Raw genomic sequence first — 17,356 nt, forward strand, 5'->3', positions numbered from 1 at the left:
GAGGTCGGCTGACTCAGCTGTGCCTCAATGGCAGCCTGACGATTCAGACGATCGATCTCCTTCGTGAGATCCGTGATCTCCTTTTCCATGCGGTCATACGTTTCTCCATCTTCGCTAGAAAGAATCCCGTTCTCTCCCCTGTGTGCTTCGAGGAAGGCCTTTGCTGCCTCCCATGCTCTTGCTCTCTTTGCAATCAAATCCTGTACGTTCATTGTGTTCTCCTCCTCACATCATCGTGTGCAGCAGATTCAGGCGATCCATCAGAGCATCCACGCTCCGGCCTTCCTCTACTTTGCTTTCGGCATCAGGACCATCCTGTGCCTTGTTTCTAACCTTGTAGTGTTCCTTCACCTTGTTGGTGAAGGCAGCCGCCATCTGACGACTGGAATAAAGAAAACCCGCAGCAAGCAGATCCTCGTTCTTCTCAGGATCATTTGGTGCTTGCTCGGGCTTGTCTTCAGATTCCTCCGGATTCTCCTTGGCTGGATCGTCCTCTTCCGGTTTCTCTTCCTGCTCACTGCGATAGAGATCCGGTCTCTCCATCACACGGTCTGCAAAATGAAGCTCCACTGCCTTGCTCGCATCCATCCAGGTCTCATCGTCCATGAGCTTACTAAGCTTGTTCTTGGAAAGTCCGGTCTTCTTGACGTAGGCATTCAGGATCGAATCCTTCACGGAATCGAGCATCGAGATGGCCTGCGCAAGATCGTCCTTATCCCCCATTGCCATCGTGGACGGGTTGTGGATCATCAGCATGGAGACCGGGCTTACAAGAACCTCATCTCCTGCCATCGCAATGACCGATGCTGCCGATGCTGCAAGGCCGTCGATCTTCACGGTGACCTTTCCGTCATAGGACAGAAGCATGTTGTAGATCTGTGCCGCCGCCCAGACATCACCGCCCGGAGAGTTGATCCAGACCGTGATCGGTCCTTTCCCGGAATCAAGGTCAGACTTAAAAAGAGCTGGCGTGACGTCATCGTCAAACCAACTCTCCGAAGCAATGGTTCCGTTTAAAAACAGCGTGCGTGCGGCAAGATCCGGATCTTCTCCATCCGGTGCCTTGTTCCGCACCCACTTCCAAAACTTGTTCATGTGTTCCTCCTTCCCCTTCTGTGGGGCTTTTTGTTATCTGTATCTTCCTCAGGTTCTTCATGGGGCTCATCCTGCTCCGGAGGATCACTACCTCCAGAACCGCTCTGATAAGCAGCGCCTGCACTTCGGAGGGGCGTCATCGATCCGTTTACAAGAAACAGGTTTCCTCCCTCCTCCTCGGGCACGAGGTCCATGTTCTCTAAGCGCCGGACATCGTTCACACACAAAAAACCGTTACTGATACCGGTCGCATAGCCCTGCATGCGGGATGCGTAGTTACCGCGAAGAAGCCCGTCCACGTTGAACCGGGCGTAGTAGATCATCTTCTCATCCTTCGAGAGAAGGGACCTGGAGATTGACGACTCGATCCGGGTGAGCCAAGGCTGTAAGCTGTAGGTCACGAATTCCAGACTCTGCTCTTCGATATTGCTGAATGTCGCATGTTCCAGGTCTCCGATCATGTGCGGAGGCACCCGGAAGATCCGCGCAATCTCATCGATCTGAAATTTCCGAGTGTCCAAGAACTGTGCTTCCTGCGGGTTGATGGAGATCGGCGAATATTTCATCCCCTCTTCCAGAACTGCGACCTTCCCGGCGTTCTGGCTGCCACCGAAGGCTGCCTGCCAGCTGTCCCGGACCTTTTCCGGATCCTTCAGAATGCCGGGGTGTTCCAGCACACCGGAAGGTGCTGCGCCGTTTGCAAAGAACTTAGAGCCATACTCCTCGCAGGCCATCGAAAGACCGATCGAGTTCTTCGCCATCGCGATCGGGCTGTATCCGACCAGTCCATCAAAGCCGAGCCCCGGGATCTGCATCACCTCATGGGGTGACAGCTTTACGATCGTCTCCTTCATGGTCGGTGCATCGTCACCCTTGGACCACAGGTACTGGTAGTAGATGTGGCCGTTCTCGTCTCGGTCTACCGTCATGCGATTCGGCATCAATGGATACAGTGCTGTGACTTCACCCTTGCCGTTCCGGATCACTTGGACGTATGCGTTCCCCCACAGTAATAGATGAGTCATGAGCGTCTCCCAGAACGAGTAGGCTGTCATCTCTTCATTCGGTTCACTATGGAGCAAGAAGTACAGTGGGTGGTCTGTCGCCTTCACCTTGCTGCCGTTCTCCTCCCGGTACAAATGCAGCGGCAGGCTTGCCACCGCTTCTGCCAGCACTCGGACGCAGGCATACACAGCGGTCACCTGCATGGAGCTCCGTTCTGTTACGGTCTTTCCGGATGAGGTGTGGCCGTAATAGGCACGGTACACACTGCCGGATGTCGAATCCTGCGGATCTGCTCTTGCCTTCCTTCTGTGAAATAAATCCCGAAATCCCATGTGTCATACTCCTATCTCTGCCGCTGTCCGCAGCAGTTCTTCCACGGAAAAAGGCACCCACCGTCTTGGTGAATGCCCTGTTCGTTCCTGTTTGTTTCTGGTTTATTTTACGATCCCGATTCTCTCGACCTTGCCCTTCCAAAGCTCCTCGAAGGTTGCTCCCGTGAGATCTGTCTGGAATTGAAGTTCAAGTTTCAGCTGTGCTTCGAACCGGTTGTTTCCCTGTGCTGTGGTGTAGGTGTTTCCGTCTTTAATGAATCTGTAGCTTGCTTTCGTCATGGCCTTGTCCTCCGTTTTGTTTGTGTGCCCTTTTCCTTTGGCATGTACATATATCACTCTGCGCCAGAAATACATCAACTTATTTCGACACATATCTTGCACAAATATCGGGAGGAGAAATGAAGCACATTATCAGAACACCACAAGGCCTCGGCTGTCGTAGACACTCTCTGTATTTTCCTGCCGGATACAGCGATCCAGTGCCATGATCGCAGCGACGATACCATCGATCTTCTCTGGGGACTTTGCCTTCGTCGGCTTGATGTTATCCGCAGCGTCGCGGTCCACCACCACGTTTAGTGCCATCCATTTCAGAACCGGATTGCCGCCGTGAATGATCTGGCCCTCCATCATGAGCTTATAGAACTCCTTGGTGGGAGGCGACATATCTTTGTACCCTTGCCCGAACGGCACCATCGTCATGCCGTCATCCTGTAGGTTGATGATGAGCTGAGTGGCGTTCCAGCGGTCGACCGCGATCTCCTTGATGTTGTAAATCTTGTAGAGATCGAGTATGAACTTCTCGATGAAGTTGTAGTCGATCACATTCCCTTCGGTCGCTTTCATGTATCCTTGCTTCACCCAAACGTCGTACGGAACCGATGCACGTCTCACGCGTATCGGAATCGTATCTTCCGGCACCCAGAAGAACGGCAGGCAGATGTATTTCTCCGTCTCATCCCGAGGCGGGAACATCAGAACCAGTGCGGTGATGTCGCCGGTGCTGGAAAGATCGAGTCCACCGTAACATTCCCTTCCCCGGAGACTGTCCAGATCAATCGGCTCATTGCCCTGATCAAAGACCTGCTCCGGAATGAAGGCGGTCGTACTAGATACCCACATGTTGAGTCTCAGCTGCTTGAACACTGCTTCCTCGGCGGGATTTTCCAGCGCCTCATGGTAGTGCTCCCTGACACGCTCGATGTCGATCGTCTGTCCGAGGCTTGGATTTGCTTTATACCAGTTCTTCTCATCGTGCCAGTCCTCATCGTCTTCCAGTCCATAGACAACCGGGTAAAAGGTATGATCCACGCGCTGCCCGGAGAGGATATCCTTTGCCTTCTGATGCAGCTCGTAGCAGATCGAGTTCTTGTCGGTTCCAGCCGTCGTGATCAGAAAGAACAGTGGCTGCTCACGGGCATCACCGGAGCCCTGCGTCAAAACATCATAAAGCTTTCTGGTCGGCTGGGCGTGGACCTCATCGAAGACCAGACCGGAAACGTTCAGGCCGTGCTTGGTTCCCACCTCTGCAGAAAGGACCTGATAAAATCCAGCGTTGCTGTAATTCACAATTCGTTTCGTTGCCGCCATGATCTTTGATCGTTTCAGAAGCGCAGGTGTCATGGAAACCATCTGATGAGCAACATCGAAAACGATACTGGCCTGCTGCCGGTCTGCGGCAGCGCCATAGACCTCGGCAGACGGCTCGTTGTCTGCGTACAAGAGATACAGCGCTACCGCTGCAGCAAGCTCACTCTTTCCGTTCTTCTTCCCGATCTCGATGTAAGCGGTCCGGAACTGACGTTTGCCGTTCTCCTTCACGATGCCGAACAGGTCACGGATAATCTGCTCCTGCCACGGGAGAAGCCAGAACCGCTTCCCAGCCCACTTGCCTTTGGTATGACGGAGCATCTCGATAAACTTCACAGCCCGATCTGCCTTGGTCGGATCGTAATGTGAAGTCGGAAGCATGTACTGGGTCGGATGATAGTCTGTGAGCTTTGGCATATCTGCGGGACGTTCCTCGCTTGCCATTACGAATCACCTCCCAGCAGATTTTCCATCTCATCAGTCGGTGCGGTATTCCCCGCATCCGCTATGAGGCGGGACCGGGAAGCAGGCGTAAGACCGAACTCTGCAGCGAACTTTCCCATCTGCTTCATATAGGTCTGTGCAATGGATACCTGTGGCACCTGTTGCCAGTATCCGGAAGGCGTCCGGACGATGGATCCGTGCTGGCTGATGAATTCCTCGGCTTCCTTCCATCTCGCATAGGACTGGCAGTAAGCAGCGAAGGCAGCCATATCAACCTCGGTGAGGATGCCGAGGGCTTCCATCTTCTTTGCGAGCCTGTGCCACTCCTTTCTTGCATCCTTGTCGAGCCACTTCGGACAGGATGGTGCTTTCCGCTCTGGCCTTGGTTCGTTTTCATTCAATTTCCGTTTTCCGGGATTTCCTTCCAGCTCCTTGATTGCTGTCGGAGTCGGCTTTCGACCTCTCGTCGCCATAGGAACACACCTCCTTCCTGCGTGCAAAACAAAAGGACCGCCGAAGCGATCCCGTTCCATGTGGTCTGTATCTGTACGAGAGAAAGAGGCATGCGGCCCTCTCTCGGAATTTTCATTCTAAAATGTAGTGCTACTTTGTAGTGTTTCCGGCAGTGCCGGTGTTAGTTGAATTCCTTCAGCAGGATGGCGTAGGCCAACTGACTTGCTTCATCCTCGGGCTCGATATCCCAGCCCCTGTCATAGTTCAGTGTCATTTCTCCGTTTACCGTAATCGTCAGCTTGCTGATCCTACCGCCGTCGATCCCGTAAGCCTCGCTTGGCTCATCAAAGTGCTTCACTCTGTATTTGCAGACGGTGTAGGTTCCATCTCCGCTCGGTTCTGCAATGCTTCCCTCACTCCACATGGCTGTCTCCTTCCTTCAGGCAATGCTCATCTTGAAGGCGTGTCCCTTTTCGTAGCCCTTGCCCCAGAGGTCTTTCCGGAGGTTGATCTCGACCATCTCGCCGATGATGCAGCCGGCCTGCTTGAAAAGCCATAAGGTTTCAATGGCGTCGGTTGCCTGGCAGGAGTAGGTGAAGGCCTTGATGCCGTTCTCTCTCATGCAGGTGGTCAGGGCTTCGACATCCCGGTCCCAGATGATGTCGTTGAAGTCGAGGATCTCGTTCTCGTTGTCTCTTGATTTCTCGTAAGCCCTCCAGATCTTGCAGGCGATGTCGCCCTTCGCTGCCATCCGGTCCTTGGCTTCGCCGTAAGCCTTCTCTGCGGCATCCTGCCCCTCGTCGGTTGTGGCCTCCGCGTATGCCTTCCTTGCTGCTTCCATCGCCTCGTAGGTTTCTTCGAAAATGTTCATCATGGTTTTGTCCTCCTTGCTATGTGCTTGTTGCCTTTTCCTTTGGCATGTACATATATCACTCTGAATCCCTTTTATAGCAAGGAAATGTAGATCATAATCTGCACAAGATTCTTGTGCGAAAACTGTGTATCTTAGACCTCGCCCTTCATGATGAAGTTCGCGTATTCCTTCGCATGATCCATGAGGAAGATCACCAGCTCATAGTAGCCAAGGCGGTTAGCAATGCTCTGTACCATCGGCACATCGAACATGTTCGTCTCTCCGGTATCCCGGATTGCAAGGATCTGGTCCCGGACAGTCTTCGTGAACTCCCCGACCAGCAACCGACAACGGTCTGCTCCGTAGGCGACGTTCAAGGAAGACCCGTTGTCCCAGCGGACCATTATCGATCCGGCATCGTCTACCCCGATGACTGTTCCCTTGGTCCCTACAGGCGGTGCCTGTGGATCCTCCATCTGGATCATCTCAACCCTTGCTCCTGCTGGGTAGTGCTCCCGCAGCTCTTTCAGTTCTTTCTCACTTGGAAATCTCATTGTGGTTTCTCCTTTCCGAAGGGATACCCTTCTACCACCTTAAGCCCGCGACTCTCGCGGGTAAGGTAGCCGAAGGCTGTCTCTTCGGTTTATGCAACTCTTCCGTTTCGGAAGGAAGTGTCGCCTGCAAGGTTCCTTGTGAGGATCTCCCTTGCGGTTTCGAACTCGTCCCCGATGAAGCCCATCCGAAGGAGCCAGGTGCGCATCGCGTATTTCGGATTTTCGTGCTGCGGCTCTTTTGGGCTTGCGCTCTTCTGGATCTTCGCCGCTGCGGAAAGGGCGAGGCAAAGCTGGATGTAGCTCTTTAATTCTCCGGCGTGCAGGCCTCCGCGCTTGCCGTTTCCGGCGTCTGCAAACTGGAAGAGGCGGAATTCGATCGTGCCCTTTGTGAAGGTCGCGTGGAGGTTCAGCATGTGATAGCGGCTGGCATTGTAGTGCTCCCTTCTTCCGTAGCTTGCGTGGTTCTCTTCGTACCAGATGTCTGCAAGCTGCTGCATGGTTTCCGGCTTCTTCTTGTTGAGGCGGTTCAGGAATCCCTTGTCTACCGTCTGGCAGTAGCGGTCGATGCGGCTTCTGTCCAGCCGGAGGGCGCTGATCAGGAGGCTCTCGTGGCTTGCCATCAGGTTTGCCAGTGTCCGGAGCGTCTTTGCGTTGTGGCCGTTCGCACCGATGTGAATGTGAACTCCGCACATGTGGCTCGGGTCGCTCTTGGCTCCTGCGTGGCGAAGCTGCCGTACCAGTTCCTGCAGGCTCTCGATATCGTCCCAGGTGAGGATCGGCGTCACCATCTCGCAGGATTCTTCATCCCTTGCTGCCCGGATGCTGGCGTCCCGCTGGAATTTCCATTCCCGGCCCTGTGCGTCCCAAGCGCTCCATGCTCTGTATCCGTTTCGTCTTGAGGTATCCTCGTGTCTTCCGGTTCCGAAGAAGGTGGCGGCAACCTCAGCTGCCCTGCTTCTTGCGATCCCGTACATCTCGACCTCAACTCCGATCGTCTGCTGCTTCATGGCTTCGATTCTCTTCTCTGTATCCTTCATGGTTTGCCTCCTTGTTGGCTTATGTGTTTTCCCTTTTGCATGTGTATTAATCACTCTGAAGGGCACTTATATCCAGTCAATTCGGAGGTGTATATCTCACAAAATTCCGGAGAAGAAATCGTGTATTTATTCCGGCTTGCTGCCGTTCCGGAAGGCGGAACTGCCGGTAAGATTCTGAAGCAGGATCTTCCTCGCCGGCTTGTATTGCGGTCCGATAAAGGCCATCCGGAGAAGCCATGTGCGGAAGGCGTACTTCTCGTTGTCTGTCTCTATCGGCCTGCTGCTCGCATGCTTCAGTTCCTTTGATAGCTTGCAGAGCTGGCTGATGAAAAGCGTGTAGGCCTTTGCCTCATCGGCGGTGAGCTCCCGGGTAAACCAAGGAAACTCGATCTTGTTTTCTGTCACCTGGATCCTTGTGTCGGTGATTCCGAGCGCCTTCTTGATGAGGCTGTCCTTGGCGCTGATCAGGTTGGTAAGCGTTCCGACGTTCGCAGCTGAAAGCGGCAGGCTGATCGTGAGCCCGGTCGTTTCTCCCTCGGGCTCCTGTGCCGGCTCTATGGCTTCCTGTACGGTTTCCTGCCCGGGCTCCGGGTCTGCCGGCTGCTCCGCATCCGGGTAATAACCCATCTGGCCAAGTCGAACCATCACCCTACCAAGCTTCTCTTCATCCTCGCAGATGACTGCGCCTTCCTTATCAACCGTGATGTTTCCGATCTTGTAAGCGCAGGTCGGTACGAACTGATACTCGGCTGCCTCTCCGGTGATCGCGGCAATGGCATCCACCAGCGCCTTTCTTTCTTTTCCTTTCATGTTGTAGTTTGCTCTCATGGTATGTACCTCCTTTGGTACGTACATAGATCACTCTTTCGGCGGCACATATCAACTCATTTCTGTAATAAGATTGCACAAAATTTAGTCGTCCTTATCGACGCGAATGTATACGTCTTCGAGGCAGTTCAGGATAATCGGAGCATCCTCTCCCATGTAGGGAAGAGCACGGATCGTGTTGTAATTCACCCATTCGGCAGCATCCTCATAGGACCAGCCCTCCGTCTCCATCAGCCACTCAACCATGAGCTCATAGTCATAGACAGCTCTGCCATCATCGGTCACACCGATCAGAGCATCGTCGTAGCTGTAGTTCGTGAGATACTTGACTCCGTCATAGCCATTCTCCAACAGTCGCTCCTCGGCATTCATGCGGATTCCTCCTGCGGCATATCTGCTGCCGCCTCCTCAAACGTGAGCTTCTGGCCATCACGCATCACATACACATCCGATGTCTTGCCACCTTCGTGCTCGATATATCTCTTGACGATCACGTCGACGAATTTCGGATCCAGCTCAATGCCTCTACAGATCCGGTCGGTTTCACAACAAGCGATCAGCGTACTGCCGGAACCAAGAAACGGATCCAGCACGATACCATTTGTCGCGGAACTGTTCCGAATCGGATAACTCATGAGCACCACCGGTTTCATCGTCGGATGGTCCTTGGAGGATCGCGGCTTATCGTATTCCCAGACCGTTGTCTGCTTGCGATCGGAGTACCACTTATGAGTTCCCTTCTGCTTCCAGCCATAAAGGCACGGTTCATGAATCCACTGGTAAGGGCTGCGTCCCAGCACCAGACTGTTCTTTTTCCAGATGCAGCAGCCGGAAAGATAGAATCCGGCGTCCTTGAATGCCTTCCGGAAGTTCAGTCCTTCGGTATCTGCATGCCAGACGTAGATAGACCCATCATCGGCAAGATTCGAGTACATCGCCTGATAGGCAGCCAGCAGGAACTTGTAGAAATCGTCATCTGCCATGTTGTCGTTCATGATCTTACCTGCGGTCTCTTCGACATCAACGTTGTACGGAGGATCGGTCAGTACAAGATTCGCCTTGGCTCCATCCATCAGAGCAACATAGTTCTCCTCATTGGTAGAATCCCCACAGAACACTTTGTGTTTTCCAAGGAACCACATATCACCGAGTTTGCTCATGGTAGGCTTCTTCAGTTCCTCATCGACATCAAAGCTGTCTTCCGTCACTTCTTTATCGCAGACCTTGTTGAACAGCGCCTCCATCTCAGGCGGCTCGAAACCGGTGAGCGCTGTATTGAAGTCGGACGCTTCGAGGTCCTTCAAGAGATCGGCGAGCAGGTCTTCGTCCCATGCGCCGGTGATCTTATTGAGGGCAATGTTCAGTGCCTTCTCGCGGGTCTTATCAGTATTGACGACAGCGCACGGAACCTCAGTATAGCCAAGGTCCATCGCTACGGTCAGTCTCTGATGTCCGCCGATGATCGTCATATCGGAATTCACGACCAGCGGATCAGCAAAGCCGAACTCCTTGATGGAGTTCTTGATCTTCTCATATTCCTTATCACCCGGTTTCAGCTTTTTTCTCGGGTTGTATGCTGCCGGTTTCAGTTCCGTCACCGGTATGTTCTTTAGGATTGGTGTTTCCATTCTCTTCCTCCTTCATTCGTTTTCTGTGCCGCCAGCTGTTGTAAGCCCAGCGACATCTGTCTGAGCAAAACACCCGTGGCCTGCCCATCGGATTCCGTCCCATCGGCTTCCCGCACCACGGGCAGAACTGCTTTGCACAGGACGCGAGGAATTCCGAGAGGTCAGGTGTTTCAAAGTTCTCATCCATCACGCCCTCCCCGGCACCGCCGGATTCTCCGTACTCGAAAGTCAGAACGTACTCGAAAGTCTGCCGAGCGTGGAATGGAAATTTCTGCGCGAAATTCCAAGCTACTGCCGCGTCATTCTGCGCACGAAAAAACCGCAGAGAAGGCGCTTGTTTCCACGCTTTTCTGCGGTTTTGGTATGTAAATTTGTATCTGCCCGGGCGGGCCTTAACCCCCGGGGTATCAATTTCGCGGATTTCAACGGAAGAGGGAGCGCCGGTCTTCTGTGCCTCTGGTTTTCAGGATTATGACCTCCCCCGCCTTTCTCGTTACTCTGCACAACTTTCCCTGCATTTATTTGTCTTGTATGCGAATTGCCGCAGGCAGAAGCAGTCAGTTATAATAATTAGAAATATCTGACTGGTGCATTTTGGCACCGTCTCTGCCGGTTCCGGCAAACTTTCCAACCTTTTCTTTCATTTCATATCTATGGAGGTCTACTTATGCGTATCTATCCCCATCTTCATCTTTTCAACGAGGACTACTTCAAGGTTCTGAATCTCAACCCGGATGAAATTACCATCACCTCAAGGAACACCCATCATACCTGGCGACTTGTCTGCTCCCAGACAGAAGACCTCATTGTTGTCTTTCACAAGCACAAGGACTCCCATCCATTTCACTTCCACACCGCCTGCATCAGCGTAGAAGACGCCGTCCTGGAAATCAAAAACCACGATGCATTCCAGCTGAACGGACGGCGTCCTGTTTTTCCCGTGTACACAAGAACAGGTGTTATCATGCCAAGGCAAAGGCGACGTCAGAAATGATACACCGGATGGCTGTCCTCTCTTCCGGTCTTCTTATCGTGGCATTTCTTACACAGCGCCTGCCAGTTCGATCTGTCCCAGAAGAGCTTCTGATCTCCTCGGTGCGGAACGATGTGATCCACAACCGTCGCCGGTGTAGCGATGCCATGTCCCAGACACTCCTCACAGAGAGGATGAAGTGCTAAGAACTTCTTGCTCTCCCGTCTCCATCGGCTGTTGTATCCTCTTGCCGCAGCTGACCGTATTTCTTCCGGATGCATCCTCTTGTGTTCCTCGCAGTACTTCTGCCCTACCGGCACGAGGTTCGGACAGCCGGGGTGCCTGCAGGGTACTTTTGGTTTCATCGGCATGTCCGGCACCTCCTTTCCTGATTTCTCCCACGTAAAAAGCCCCGGAGGTTTTATCCTTCGAGGCTTCATCCTATCTTTCTTCGCTGACTATACCATATCACATATGGCACCCGGACATTTGCGGACATTTTCGGCGCATTCAGATGATCGTAGGACTTTCCGGCACCTTCACATGAGACAGCGCTCTGCTATGCCATCGGCGGATGGTGCGCTCATCAGCGGCGAGCTCATCGCCAATTCGCATCCAGGTATAATTCTTGAGATACCGATACGTGAGAATCAGTCGCTCATCCATGTTGTCGACCTGATCGATCACGGACTGGATCTCATCTTTCAGCTGTAGGAGAAGACAAAGCTCTTCATTCACTTTCTTTTCCTTCTCCCAGATCCGATCCAGCGTTTTTACGAAGGGCGCATCCGTCGGATGATTCGGATTGTAGTGCTCCTCGAAGCCGGGACTGCCAACAGAGGCAGCCAGCATTCTTAAGTTCTCCAGTTCTTCCTGATGCAGCCGGATCCGCTGTTCCAGACGGTAAGCCTGATTGAGATATGCCTTTGGTGTCATGCCGCCACCTTCTCTCTCAGCTTCCGGATCAGATAATCCGGATCCACATTGGTAAGGATTCCGTACCAGCCGGAATGAAAGAACTTCTCAAGCCGCATGGCTTCATCCATCGCCATCCTGTTTGCCGGATTCTTCTTCAGCCTCTTCAGTGCTGACAGGTAATCTTTTGCTGCCTGTTCTACGATCGCATTGGCAAGGTTCTCATACGGATCGCAGCCGTAATTCTTGTTCATATGCAGCCTCCTTGAAATGCTTAGTTTCTCGCTCCTCGGATTGGCATATGTTTGTCATAGATTGACTCTGATTGTCATTAAGAGAGTCGTGCTCTCACAGCCCGGATCAGGTTCTCCTGTGTGGTGTTCTTCCCATCCAGTGCCTTCAATACATCCTCATCAATCGTGTCCTTCGTCACGATGTTATGAATGGTGACGGGTTCGGTCTGTCCCTGACGGTTCAATCTACAGTCCATCTGAAGTCGCATCTCAAGGCTCCAACAGAGGGATACCCATATCAGGATATGGCCGCCATGCTGCAGGTTCAGTCCATGCCCGGCAGATGCGGGAGAGATCAGGGCTACTGGGATCCTGCCTGCATTCCAGTCAGCAACATCCTCAGAGGACTTTAGGTCCCGGACAGCGATTCCCTGCTCCTTCAGGTATTCTTTGATCCGGCTCCGGTCATGCTGGTACCAGTAGGCAATCAGAACGTTCTGACCAACTGCTTCCTCAATCAGATCGGACAGCATTTCCAGCTTCCGGTCATGAATCCGGATCACCTCGTGGTCCTCGTTGTAAACCGCACCATTTGCCATCTCAAGAAGCCGCCCAGAAAGGACTGCTGCATTGGCGGCATCAATCTCGTCACCATCTACCGTAAGGACCAGATCCTTCCGAAGACTCTCGTACAGCTTCTTCTCCGCCGGGCTCATCTCTACCATATGGTTGACCGTCACGCACTTCGGAAGATCCGGCAGGAAGTCCTTTGCCTTCATGGAAACTGAGATGTCGCTGATCTTCTTGTAAATTGCTTCCTCTGCACCCGGCAGCGGCACGTAGTTGTAAACCACTCCGGTGTACGGATTCATGCCACCGGGCCGGAAGTAGGCTTCGCGGTATCTGCCGATAAATCTTCCGAGGCGCTTACCCTGATCGATAATGGCAACCTCACCCCAGAGGTCCAGAAGTCCGTTACTCGCCGGTGTCCCGGTAAGCCCCCAGATCCGCTTAATGTACGGGCGGGCTTTCCGGAGTGCCTTGTAGCGCTGGCTCTTGTAATTCTTGAAAGAGCTGAGCTCATCCACCACCACACAATCGAACGGCCACGGGGTGTGATGCTGCTCAAAGAAGTCTACCAGCCATTTCACGTTCTCCCGATTGATCACGTAAATATCGGCCTCTGCCTTTAGAGCTATTACACGTTCCTTCACACTGCCAATCATCACCGACATCCGAAGATGCCGTGTGTGGGACCAGAGATCTTTCTCCTGCGACCATACGTCCCTCGCTACACGGAGAGGCGCAATTACCAAAGTTTTATTCACTTCGAAAGAGTCGTACATCAGATCCTCTATGGCAGTGAGGCTGATGACTGTTTTCCCAAGGCCCATCTCCAAGATCAGAAGTGCCTCCGGGTGCTCCTCGATAAACCTCACGCAGTAGTTCTGATATTCATGCATCTGTTCCCGTTTCAACATCGGCATGCCTCCCTGTGAGCCATCACACAAATTGCTCCGGCTGTGTTCGATATTGCTTCCCGGTCCAGGTCCTTTACCGCGATCAGACCATTCAGCTTTTCCGCCTCCGTGCGAATCTGCTCCATGGTCTCTTTGTACCGTTTGTGGTCCTCGCTGATCAGCTCATTCAATTCATGGATGCATTCCTCGTCGTCAGCATGCTCAAGGTCGAGTTCATTCATCCACTCGACGACGGCCTCCTTCATCTCCTGCCCCATGTGTTTATCAATAAGGCGGATCAGATCCTCTCCGGAAAGAACGGTCTCCAAAGATCCATCTTTCAATTTGATAATGGTTCCCATCATCTGTTTCCTTCCTGTGTGACTGCCGCAAGGATGCCGGGGATCTCGTCCGGATCGTCCAGAACGAATACCTGAAAACCAAGATGGCGAAGACGGAGGTGCCTCCGGATCTGCAGCTTTCTTGGTTTCTGGCCCGGTGCCTTCACCTCAACAAAGGCGATGCACCCTCCCGGCATCAGGATGATCCGATCCGGCATGCCATTGGTGCCCGGAGAGATAAACTTCGGACACCAGCCGCCTGCTGCCTTCACTGCTGCAACAAGGCGCTGCTCGACTTCCTTCTCACTCATGCTGCTCATCTTATTCCTCCGGTTCATCCGCGTTCATGGCCTCGGCCATGCGGTAGATGGCATAATCGGCATCGGCCAGATTCTTATAAATGCCAAGCGGCATCCGGACCTGTTCCTTTCCGGCTCCCCGGACTGCATACACGCATGCCCTGCCGCATTTCATTTTGCTGGTGATCACTCCGTCAAACCGGTCAAGATTTACCATTGTTCCCATCGGTGTATAAACAAACATTGCTCTATCCTCCTCCATTACTGTTTTTCGCCAAACAGGCGATCTGACATCTCATGCGCCATCTGCACCACTTTCCGATCGACGTCGTTTCTCGTGTTATTCTTCAGATCGCCATAGAATACGTCGATGTATTCGTTATCGAGATCCGGATGTTCCCGGAACATGCGATCCTCCGTATCGGAACAGACCTGATCAACCTTATACATCGCACGCATAACCTTCTCGTAATCCTGACTCGGCATCACCTCTGACAAAGTGGTGATCACCTCGCTGTATGCTGTCTTGAAAAGCCGCATCGCAGCTCCCGCTCTCATATACTTTTCAACCGTTCTATCTTTACGACTCAGCATCGTTTCAATCTCCTCTCTGGACAAATGGATGGACGACTGGCTCAAATTCCCCTTACGCGCGTATACGCGTATGCGCCCACATGCGCCCATGCTTTTATTACTAAAATTCTTATTATTTTGTGCTATATAGAAAAGAAATAAGGTTGTGCCAGTTCATCCAAGAAAGGCCCATAAACAAAGGCTTTTCTGCTGGACAGCCCATTCGGGACAAGGTGGATCCCGGCTTGTCCCATTTGCCCCGTCCAAGGGGAGCTCGTCCCATGAAAGGTCACTCATCGTCCGACTCCTCTCCTGTCTTGCGGACATAAACCCGCTGACGACCATAAGCAGGATTGGATCTCCTCTCGCCCTTCTTCTCCCAGTTCTCCATTCGCTCCATGATTGCAGCAATGGCATAACTGTCTTTGGATTCGATGTCGGCCTGCTTTTTTCCAAAGCACTCGCACCAGATTTCAATGTTGCTCACGACCTTGCGCTGAACCTTTCCCTGAGCCCGAAGCGGATCATCGCCATAGAGGAAGTAATTCCTTCTCTCGTCGACGGTCATCTCCTCCCAGTTCTCAGGAAGAAGGGCATCCAGATACTCCCGGACCATCCCTTCGCGGTCATCCTGCTCCATGGCTTCCTTCTGCTCGCCCTCGGCATAGCCCTCAAGATCCGGAGAGAGGTACAGCTTTTCTTCCGGCTCCAGCACTTTCACCTCGGCCCAGATCTGGTCGACGGTCTCCTGTTCCAGATCCCACGGATGGTACTTGCCCTTTCCGGTGACTTTCACGTTCCAGTAGCGGCGGTTACCGGTAATATCCCTCAGATACCCCTTCTCTGCATTCGTCGTTCCGAAAAAGACACACTGCCTCGGATGAGGCTCGACCCTGCGACCGAAACTCGCACGGTACTTATCGTCACGTCTGCTGACAAAGGACTTCACCTTATCAAGGTCCGCCTTCCGCATACCAGCGAGCTCTCCGATCTCATGGATCCAATAGCCCTGCAGCTTCTCAGCAGCCGTCTTGTCGTTCATGTCCGACATACTGAGAGAATCCGAGAACCACTCCATCCCGAGCTTCGAGATGAGGGTGCTCTTGCCAATTCCCTGCGGTCCATTCAGGACGATCATATTGTCGAACTTCGCACCAGGGTCCTTGATTCTCCGAAGTGCTGCACAGAGTTCTTTTCTCGTGACAGCTTGAACATATGCGTTATCCTCAGCCCCGAGGTAATCGATCAGGAGGGTTTCCACCCTCGGAATCCCATCCCATGCCGGGAGCTTATAGAAGTAGTCCCGAATCGGGTGATAGCTCCTGTCATCTGCCGCCTTGGTGACTGCAAGATCAAAGTTCCGCTGGGAAAAAGTCCCATAGTGCTCATCGATGTAACAGATAAGCTGCGCATCATCCGCGTCCCGCCAGTAGCGACCTGGATGTTTCCACGGAACATCGCCGGCAATCTCCATGCCGTCTGCCAGCTGGTTGAAGACGATATTCTTCATATATGGGTCGTTCTTCATGATAAGAAGCAAGTTGTGCAGGTTTCCGATAAGCTCACCAGACTTCGGGTTCCGCTGGAGTTTCTTCATCCAGCTGTTGTCGCTTCCAGAATCGGCAGTTGCCTCTTCCGAGAAGTCTGTAACTGCCTCTTTCTGTCGCCAGCGCATTGCCTCATCCTGTGTCGCTTCATCGTTTGCCGCATACTCCGACATTTTCTGAAGGGACTTCTTCGGATCGTCATCGCCAAAGAGATGCACCCGCACAAGGTCAAACGCATTGAGAAGCTGGCTGCAGGCAGGATCCGAAGCGTGGTGGCTGTAGGCAAACTTGTCATCATAGACCACCACACCGGCAGAACTGGAAGCCCCAATGTAGTGCCACCGGTCCTCCCGGTCACCGGGTTCATAGATGTTCGGGAGGATATTCTCCATCACATCCGTAATGGAATGCGCCCGGCAGAAGTTTCCAACAATGCCTGTCTTGGTAAGCGGGTCTTCCTGCTTTTTCTGCTGTCTTGCCAGTTCCTTCTTTTCATCCTGAGATACCGGCAGGGTTGTGACATCCTGCCAGTCCGGGCGTGCGGCAAGGAACGTGTCCGGATCAAGAAGGTCTCCGTCAAATACCTCGCAGCGGTATTCCCCATCCGAGGGACACGTCGGCCAGAACATCAGCTGGTTGATCTCGAACGAGCAGATATCCACCTGATCCATACCGAACGCATCCGCCAGATACCGGGCGATGGCATTCGTCTCATCCGGTGTGATGGGACGCGTGGTTGGAATGACAATCCTGCCTCTCGGCTTTTCCGGTGTATGGCTGTGGGTGGTATAGATCACGGATGCATATTTGTGATTTTCCCGGTACCAGTCAAAAAAGTCCGCATGCATCTTGTCTTCATCCAGTGTGATAGCTGTACGATAAAGAACCTCGTCCTTCTTTCTTCGCTTCCCTTTGAAGACACCTGCGACAAAGCCACCTTTATCCTTAGCCTCATCGCGCTCTTTGCGCGTCATCTTCTTATACTCGGCAACGGTCTCAGCCGTGCGGATCGGCTCCTTCAGCTTTTCGCAGAGATCTCCAAAGCTGATCTCCATCGGATTCCAGATTCCGGCCATCCGGCTGTTTCCCACGGTAATCTTCAGCATGAGGTCCTTTGGATCGGGACTGTCCCGACCGGAATCTGAATCTGTCCGCTGCTTTTCTTCCATCAAAACTTCCATGCTCAATCCTCCTTG

Annotated in this window: 22 protein-coding genes and 1 pseudogene; 1 reads left to right on the plus strand and 22 read right to left on the minus strand. The window is 52.9% G+C overall.

Annotated elements, in window-relative coordinates:
- From ACTQ52_RS10295 to ACTQ52_RS10355, 13 genes and pseudogenes are all read right to left on the minus strand, one after another.
- Positions 1-212, minus strand: a pseudogene (locus tag ACTQ52_RS10295) (phage major capsid protein); the annotation flags it as partial.
- 13 nt (positions 213-225) lie between these two features.
- Positions 226-1,095 carry a head maturation protease, ClpP-related gene (locus ACTQ52_RS10300; protein ID WP_441982572.1) on the minus strand — a complete coding sequence of 290 codons (870 nt, stop codon included), beginning with the start codon at positions 1,093-1,095 and terminating at the stop codon, positions 226-228.
- Positions 1,092-2,432: a phage portal protein gene (locus ACTQ52_RS10305; protein WP_441956853.1), complete on the minus strand. Its 1,341-nt coding sequence runs from the start codon at positions 2,430-2,432 to the stop codon at positions 1,092-1,094. Before ACTQ52_RS10305 ends, ACTQ52_RS10300 begins: the two co-directional genes overlap by 4 nt.
- A 102-nt stretch (positions 2,433-2,534) precedes the next feature.
- Positions 2,535-2,711 (minus strand): hypothetical protein, encoded by a 177-nt coding sequence (locus ACTQ52_RS10310; protein ID WP_441982573.1) that lies wholly within the window; start codon positions 2,709-2,711, stop codon positions 2,535-2,537.
- Between the two features lie 132 nt (positions 2,712-2,843).
- On the minus strand, positions 2,844-4,466 hold the full coding sequence (locus ACTQ52_RS10315) for a terminase large subunit (RefSeq protein ID WP_441982574.1): 1,623 nt from the start codon (positions 4,464-4,466) through the stop codon (positions 2,844-2,846).
- Entirely contained in the window at positions 4,466-4,939 is a 474-nt protein-coding gene (locus ACTQ52_RS10320; RefSeq protein WP_441982575.1) for a phage terminase small subunit P27 family, read from the minus strand. The genes ACTQ52_RS10315 and ACTQ52_RS10320 overlap by 1 nt, the downstream gene beginning before the upstream one ends.
- 161 nt (positions 4,940-5,100) lie before the next feature.
- Complete coding sequence (locus ACTQ52_RS10325; protein WP_441982576.1) at positions 5,101-5,343, minus strand: DUF7678 domain-containing protein; 243 nt, start codon at positions 5,341-5,343, stop codon at positions 5,101-5,103.
- 15 nt (positions 5,344-5,358) lie between these two features.
- A complete protein-coding gene (locus ACTQ52_RS10330) occupies positions 5,359-5,793 on the minus strand; it encodes a DUF7698 family protein (RefSeq protein ID WP_441476010.1) in 435 nt (144 codons plus the stop codon).
- 131 nt (positions 5,794-5,924) lie between these two features.
- Positions 5,925-6,326, minus strand: coding sequence for a DUF4314 domain-containing protein (locus ACTQ52_RS10335; RefSeq protein ID WP_441476011.1), 402 nt, complete (start codon positions 6,324-6,326; stop codon positions 5,925-5,927).
- An 89-nt stretch (positions 6,327-6,415) separates the two neighbouring features.
- The gene (locus tag ACTQ52_RS10340; RefSeq protein ID WP_441982577.1) at positions 6,416-7,363 is read right to left on the minus strand and encodes an amidoligase family protein; all 948 of its coding nucleotides are present in this window, start codon (positions 7,361-7,363) and stop codon (positions 6,416-6,418) included.
- Positions 7,364-7,489: 126 nt separating this feature from the next.
- Positions 7,490-8,218 carry a virulence protein gene (locus ACTQ52_RS10345; RefSeq protein WP_441982578.1) on the minus strand — a complete coding sequence of 243 codons (729 nt, stop codon included), beginning with the start codon at positions 8,216-8,218 and terminating at the stop codon, positions 7,490-7,492.
- A gap of 57 nt (positions 8,219-8,275) precedes the next feature.
- Positions 8,276-8,563, minus strand: coding sequence for a hypothetical protein (locus tag ACTQ52_RS10350; RefSeq protein WP_441982579.1), 288 nt, complete (start codon positions 8,561-8,563; stop codon positions 8,276-8,278).
- Positions 8,560-9,819, minus strand: a complete 1,260-nt coding sequence (locus ACTQ52_RS10355) for a site-specific DNA-methyltransferase (RefSeq protein WP_441982580.1) — start codon at positions 9,817-9,819, stop codon at positions 8,560-8,562. Before ACTQ52_RS10355 ends, ACTQ52_RS10350 begins: the two co-directional genes overlap by 4 nt.
- 667 nt (positions 9,820-10,486) lie before the next feature.
- On the opposite strand from ACTQ52_RS10355, the gene ACTQ52_RS10360 reads away from it, so the two are divergent.
- On the plus strand, positions 10,487-10,813 hold the full coding sequence (locus ACTQ52_RS10360; RefSeq protein WP_441982581.1) for a hypothetical protein: 327 nt from the start codon (positions 10,487-10,489) through the stop codon (positions 10,811-10,813).
- On the opposite strand, the gene ACTQ52_RS10365 is transcribed toward ACTQ52_RS10360, so the two are convergent.
- The 9 genes from ACTQ52_RS10365 to ACTQ52_RS10405 all read right to left on the minus strand — a co-directional run bounded on the left by ACTQ52_RS10365 (position 10,804) and on the right by ACTQ52_RS10405 (position 17,341).
- Entirely contained in the window at positions 10,804-11,157 is a 354-nt protein-coding gene (locus ACTQ52_RS10365) for an HNH endonuclease (protein ID WP_441982582.1), read from the minus strand. The genes ACTQ52_RS10360 and ACTQ52_RS10365 overlap by 10 nt on opposite strands.
- Before the next feature lie 145 nt (positions 11,158-11,302).
- Positions 11,303-11,728, minus strand: coding sequence for a sigma factor-like helix-turn-helix DNA-binding protein (locus ACTQ52_RS10370; RefSeq protein WP_441982583.1), 426 nt, complete (start codon positions 11,726-11,728; stop codon positions 11,303-11,305).
- Positions 11,725-11,961, minus strand: coding sequence for a hypothetical protein (locus ACTQ52_RS10375; protein ID WP_441982584.1), 237 nt, complete (start codon positions 11,959-11,961; stop codon positions 11,725-11,727). The genes ACTQ52_RS10370 and ACTQ52_RS10375 overlap by 4 nt, the downstream gene beginning before the upstream one ends.
- Positions 11,962-12,038: 77 nt before the next feature.
- On the minus strand, positions 12,039-13,421 hold the full coding sequence (locus tag ACTQ52_RS10380; protein WP_441982585.1) for an SNF2-related protein: 1,383 nt from the start codon (positions 13,419-13,421) through the stop codon (positions 12,039-12,041).
- On the minus strand, positions 13,415-13,765 hold the full coding sequence (locus ACTQ52_RS10385) for a hypothetical protein (RefSeq protein ID WP_441982586.1): 351 nt from the start codon (positions 13,763-13,765) through the stop codon (positions 13,415-13,417). Before ACTQ52_RS10385 ends, ACTQ52_RS10380 begins: the two co-directional genes overlap by 7 nt.
- Positions 13,762-14,052, minus strand: coding sequence for a VRR-NUC domain-containing protein (locus ACTQ52_RS10390; RefSeq protein WP_441982613.1), 291 nt, complete (start codon positions 14,050-14,052; stop codon positions 13,762-13,764). Before ACTQ52_RS10390 ends, ACTQ52_RS10385 begins: the two co-directional genes overlap by 4 nt.
- 10 nt (positions 14,053-14,062) lie before the next feature.
- Positions 14,063-14,284 carry a hypothetical protein gene (locus ACTQ52_RS10395; protein WP_441982587.1) on the minus strand — a complete coding sequence of 74 codons (222 nt, stop codon included), beginning with the start codon at positions 14,282-14,284 and terminating at the stop codon, positions 14,063-14,065.
- Positions 14,285-14,301: 17 nt separating this feature from the next.
- Positions 14,302-14,634 carry a hypothetical protein gene (locus ACTQ52_RS10400; RefSeq protein ID WP_441982588.1) on the minus strand — a complete coding sequence of 111 codons (333 nt, stop codon included), beginning with the start codon at positions 14,632-14,634 and terminating at the stop codon, positions 14,302-14,304.
- Positions 14,635-14,902: 268 nt separating this feature from the next.
- A complete protein-coding gene (locus tag ACTQ52_RS10405; protein ID WP_441982589.1) occupies positions 14,903-17,341 on the minus strand; it encodes a VapE domain-containing protein in 2,439 nt (812 codons plus the stop codon).
- Positions 17,342-17,356 lie beyond the last annotated feature (15 nt).

The sequence above is a fragment of the Oribacterium sp. Sow4_G1_1 genome, assembly GCF_052116105.1.
GTDB lineage: Bacteria > Bacillota > Clostridia > Lachnospirales > Lachnospiraceae > Oribacterium.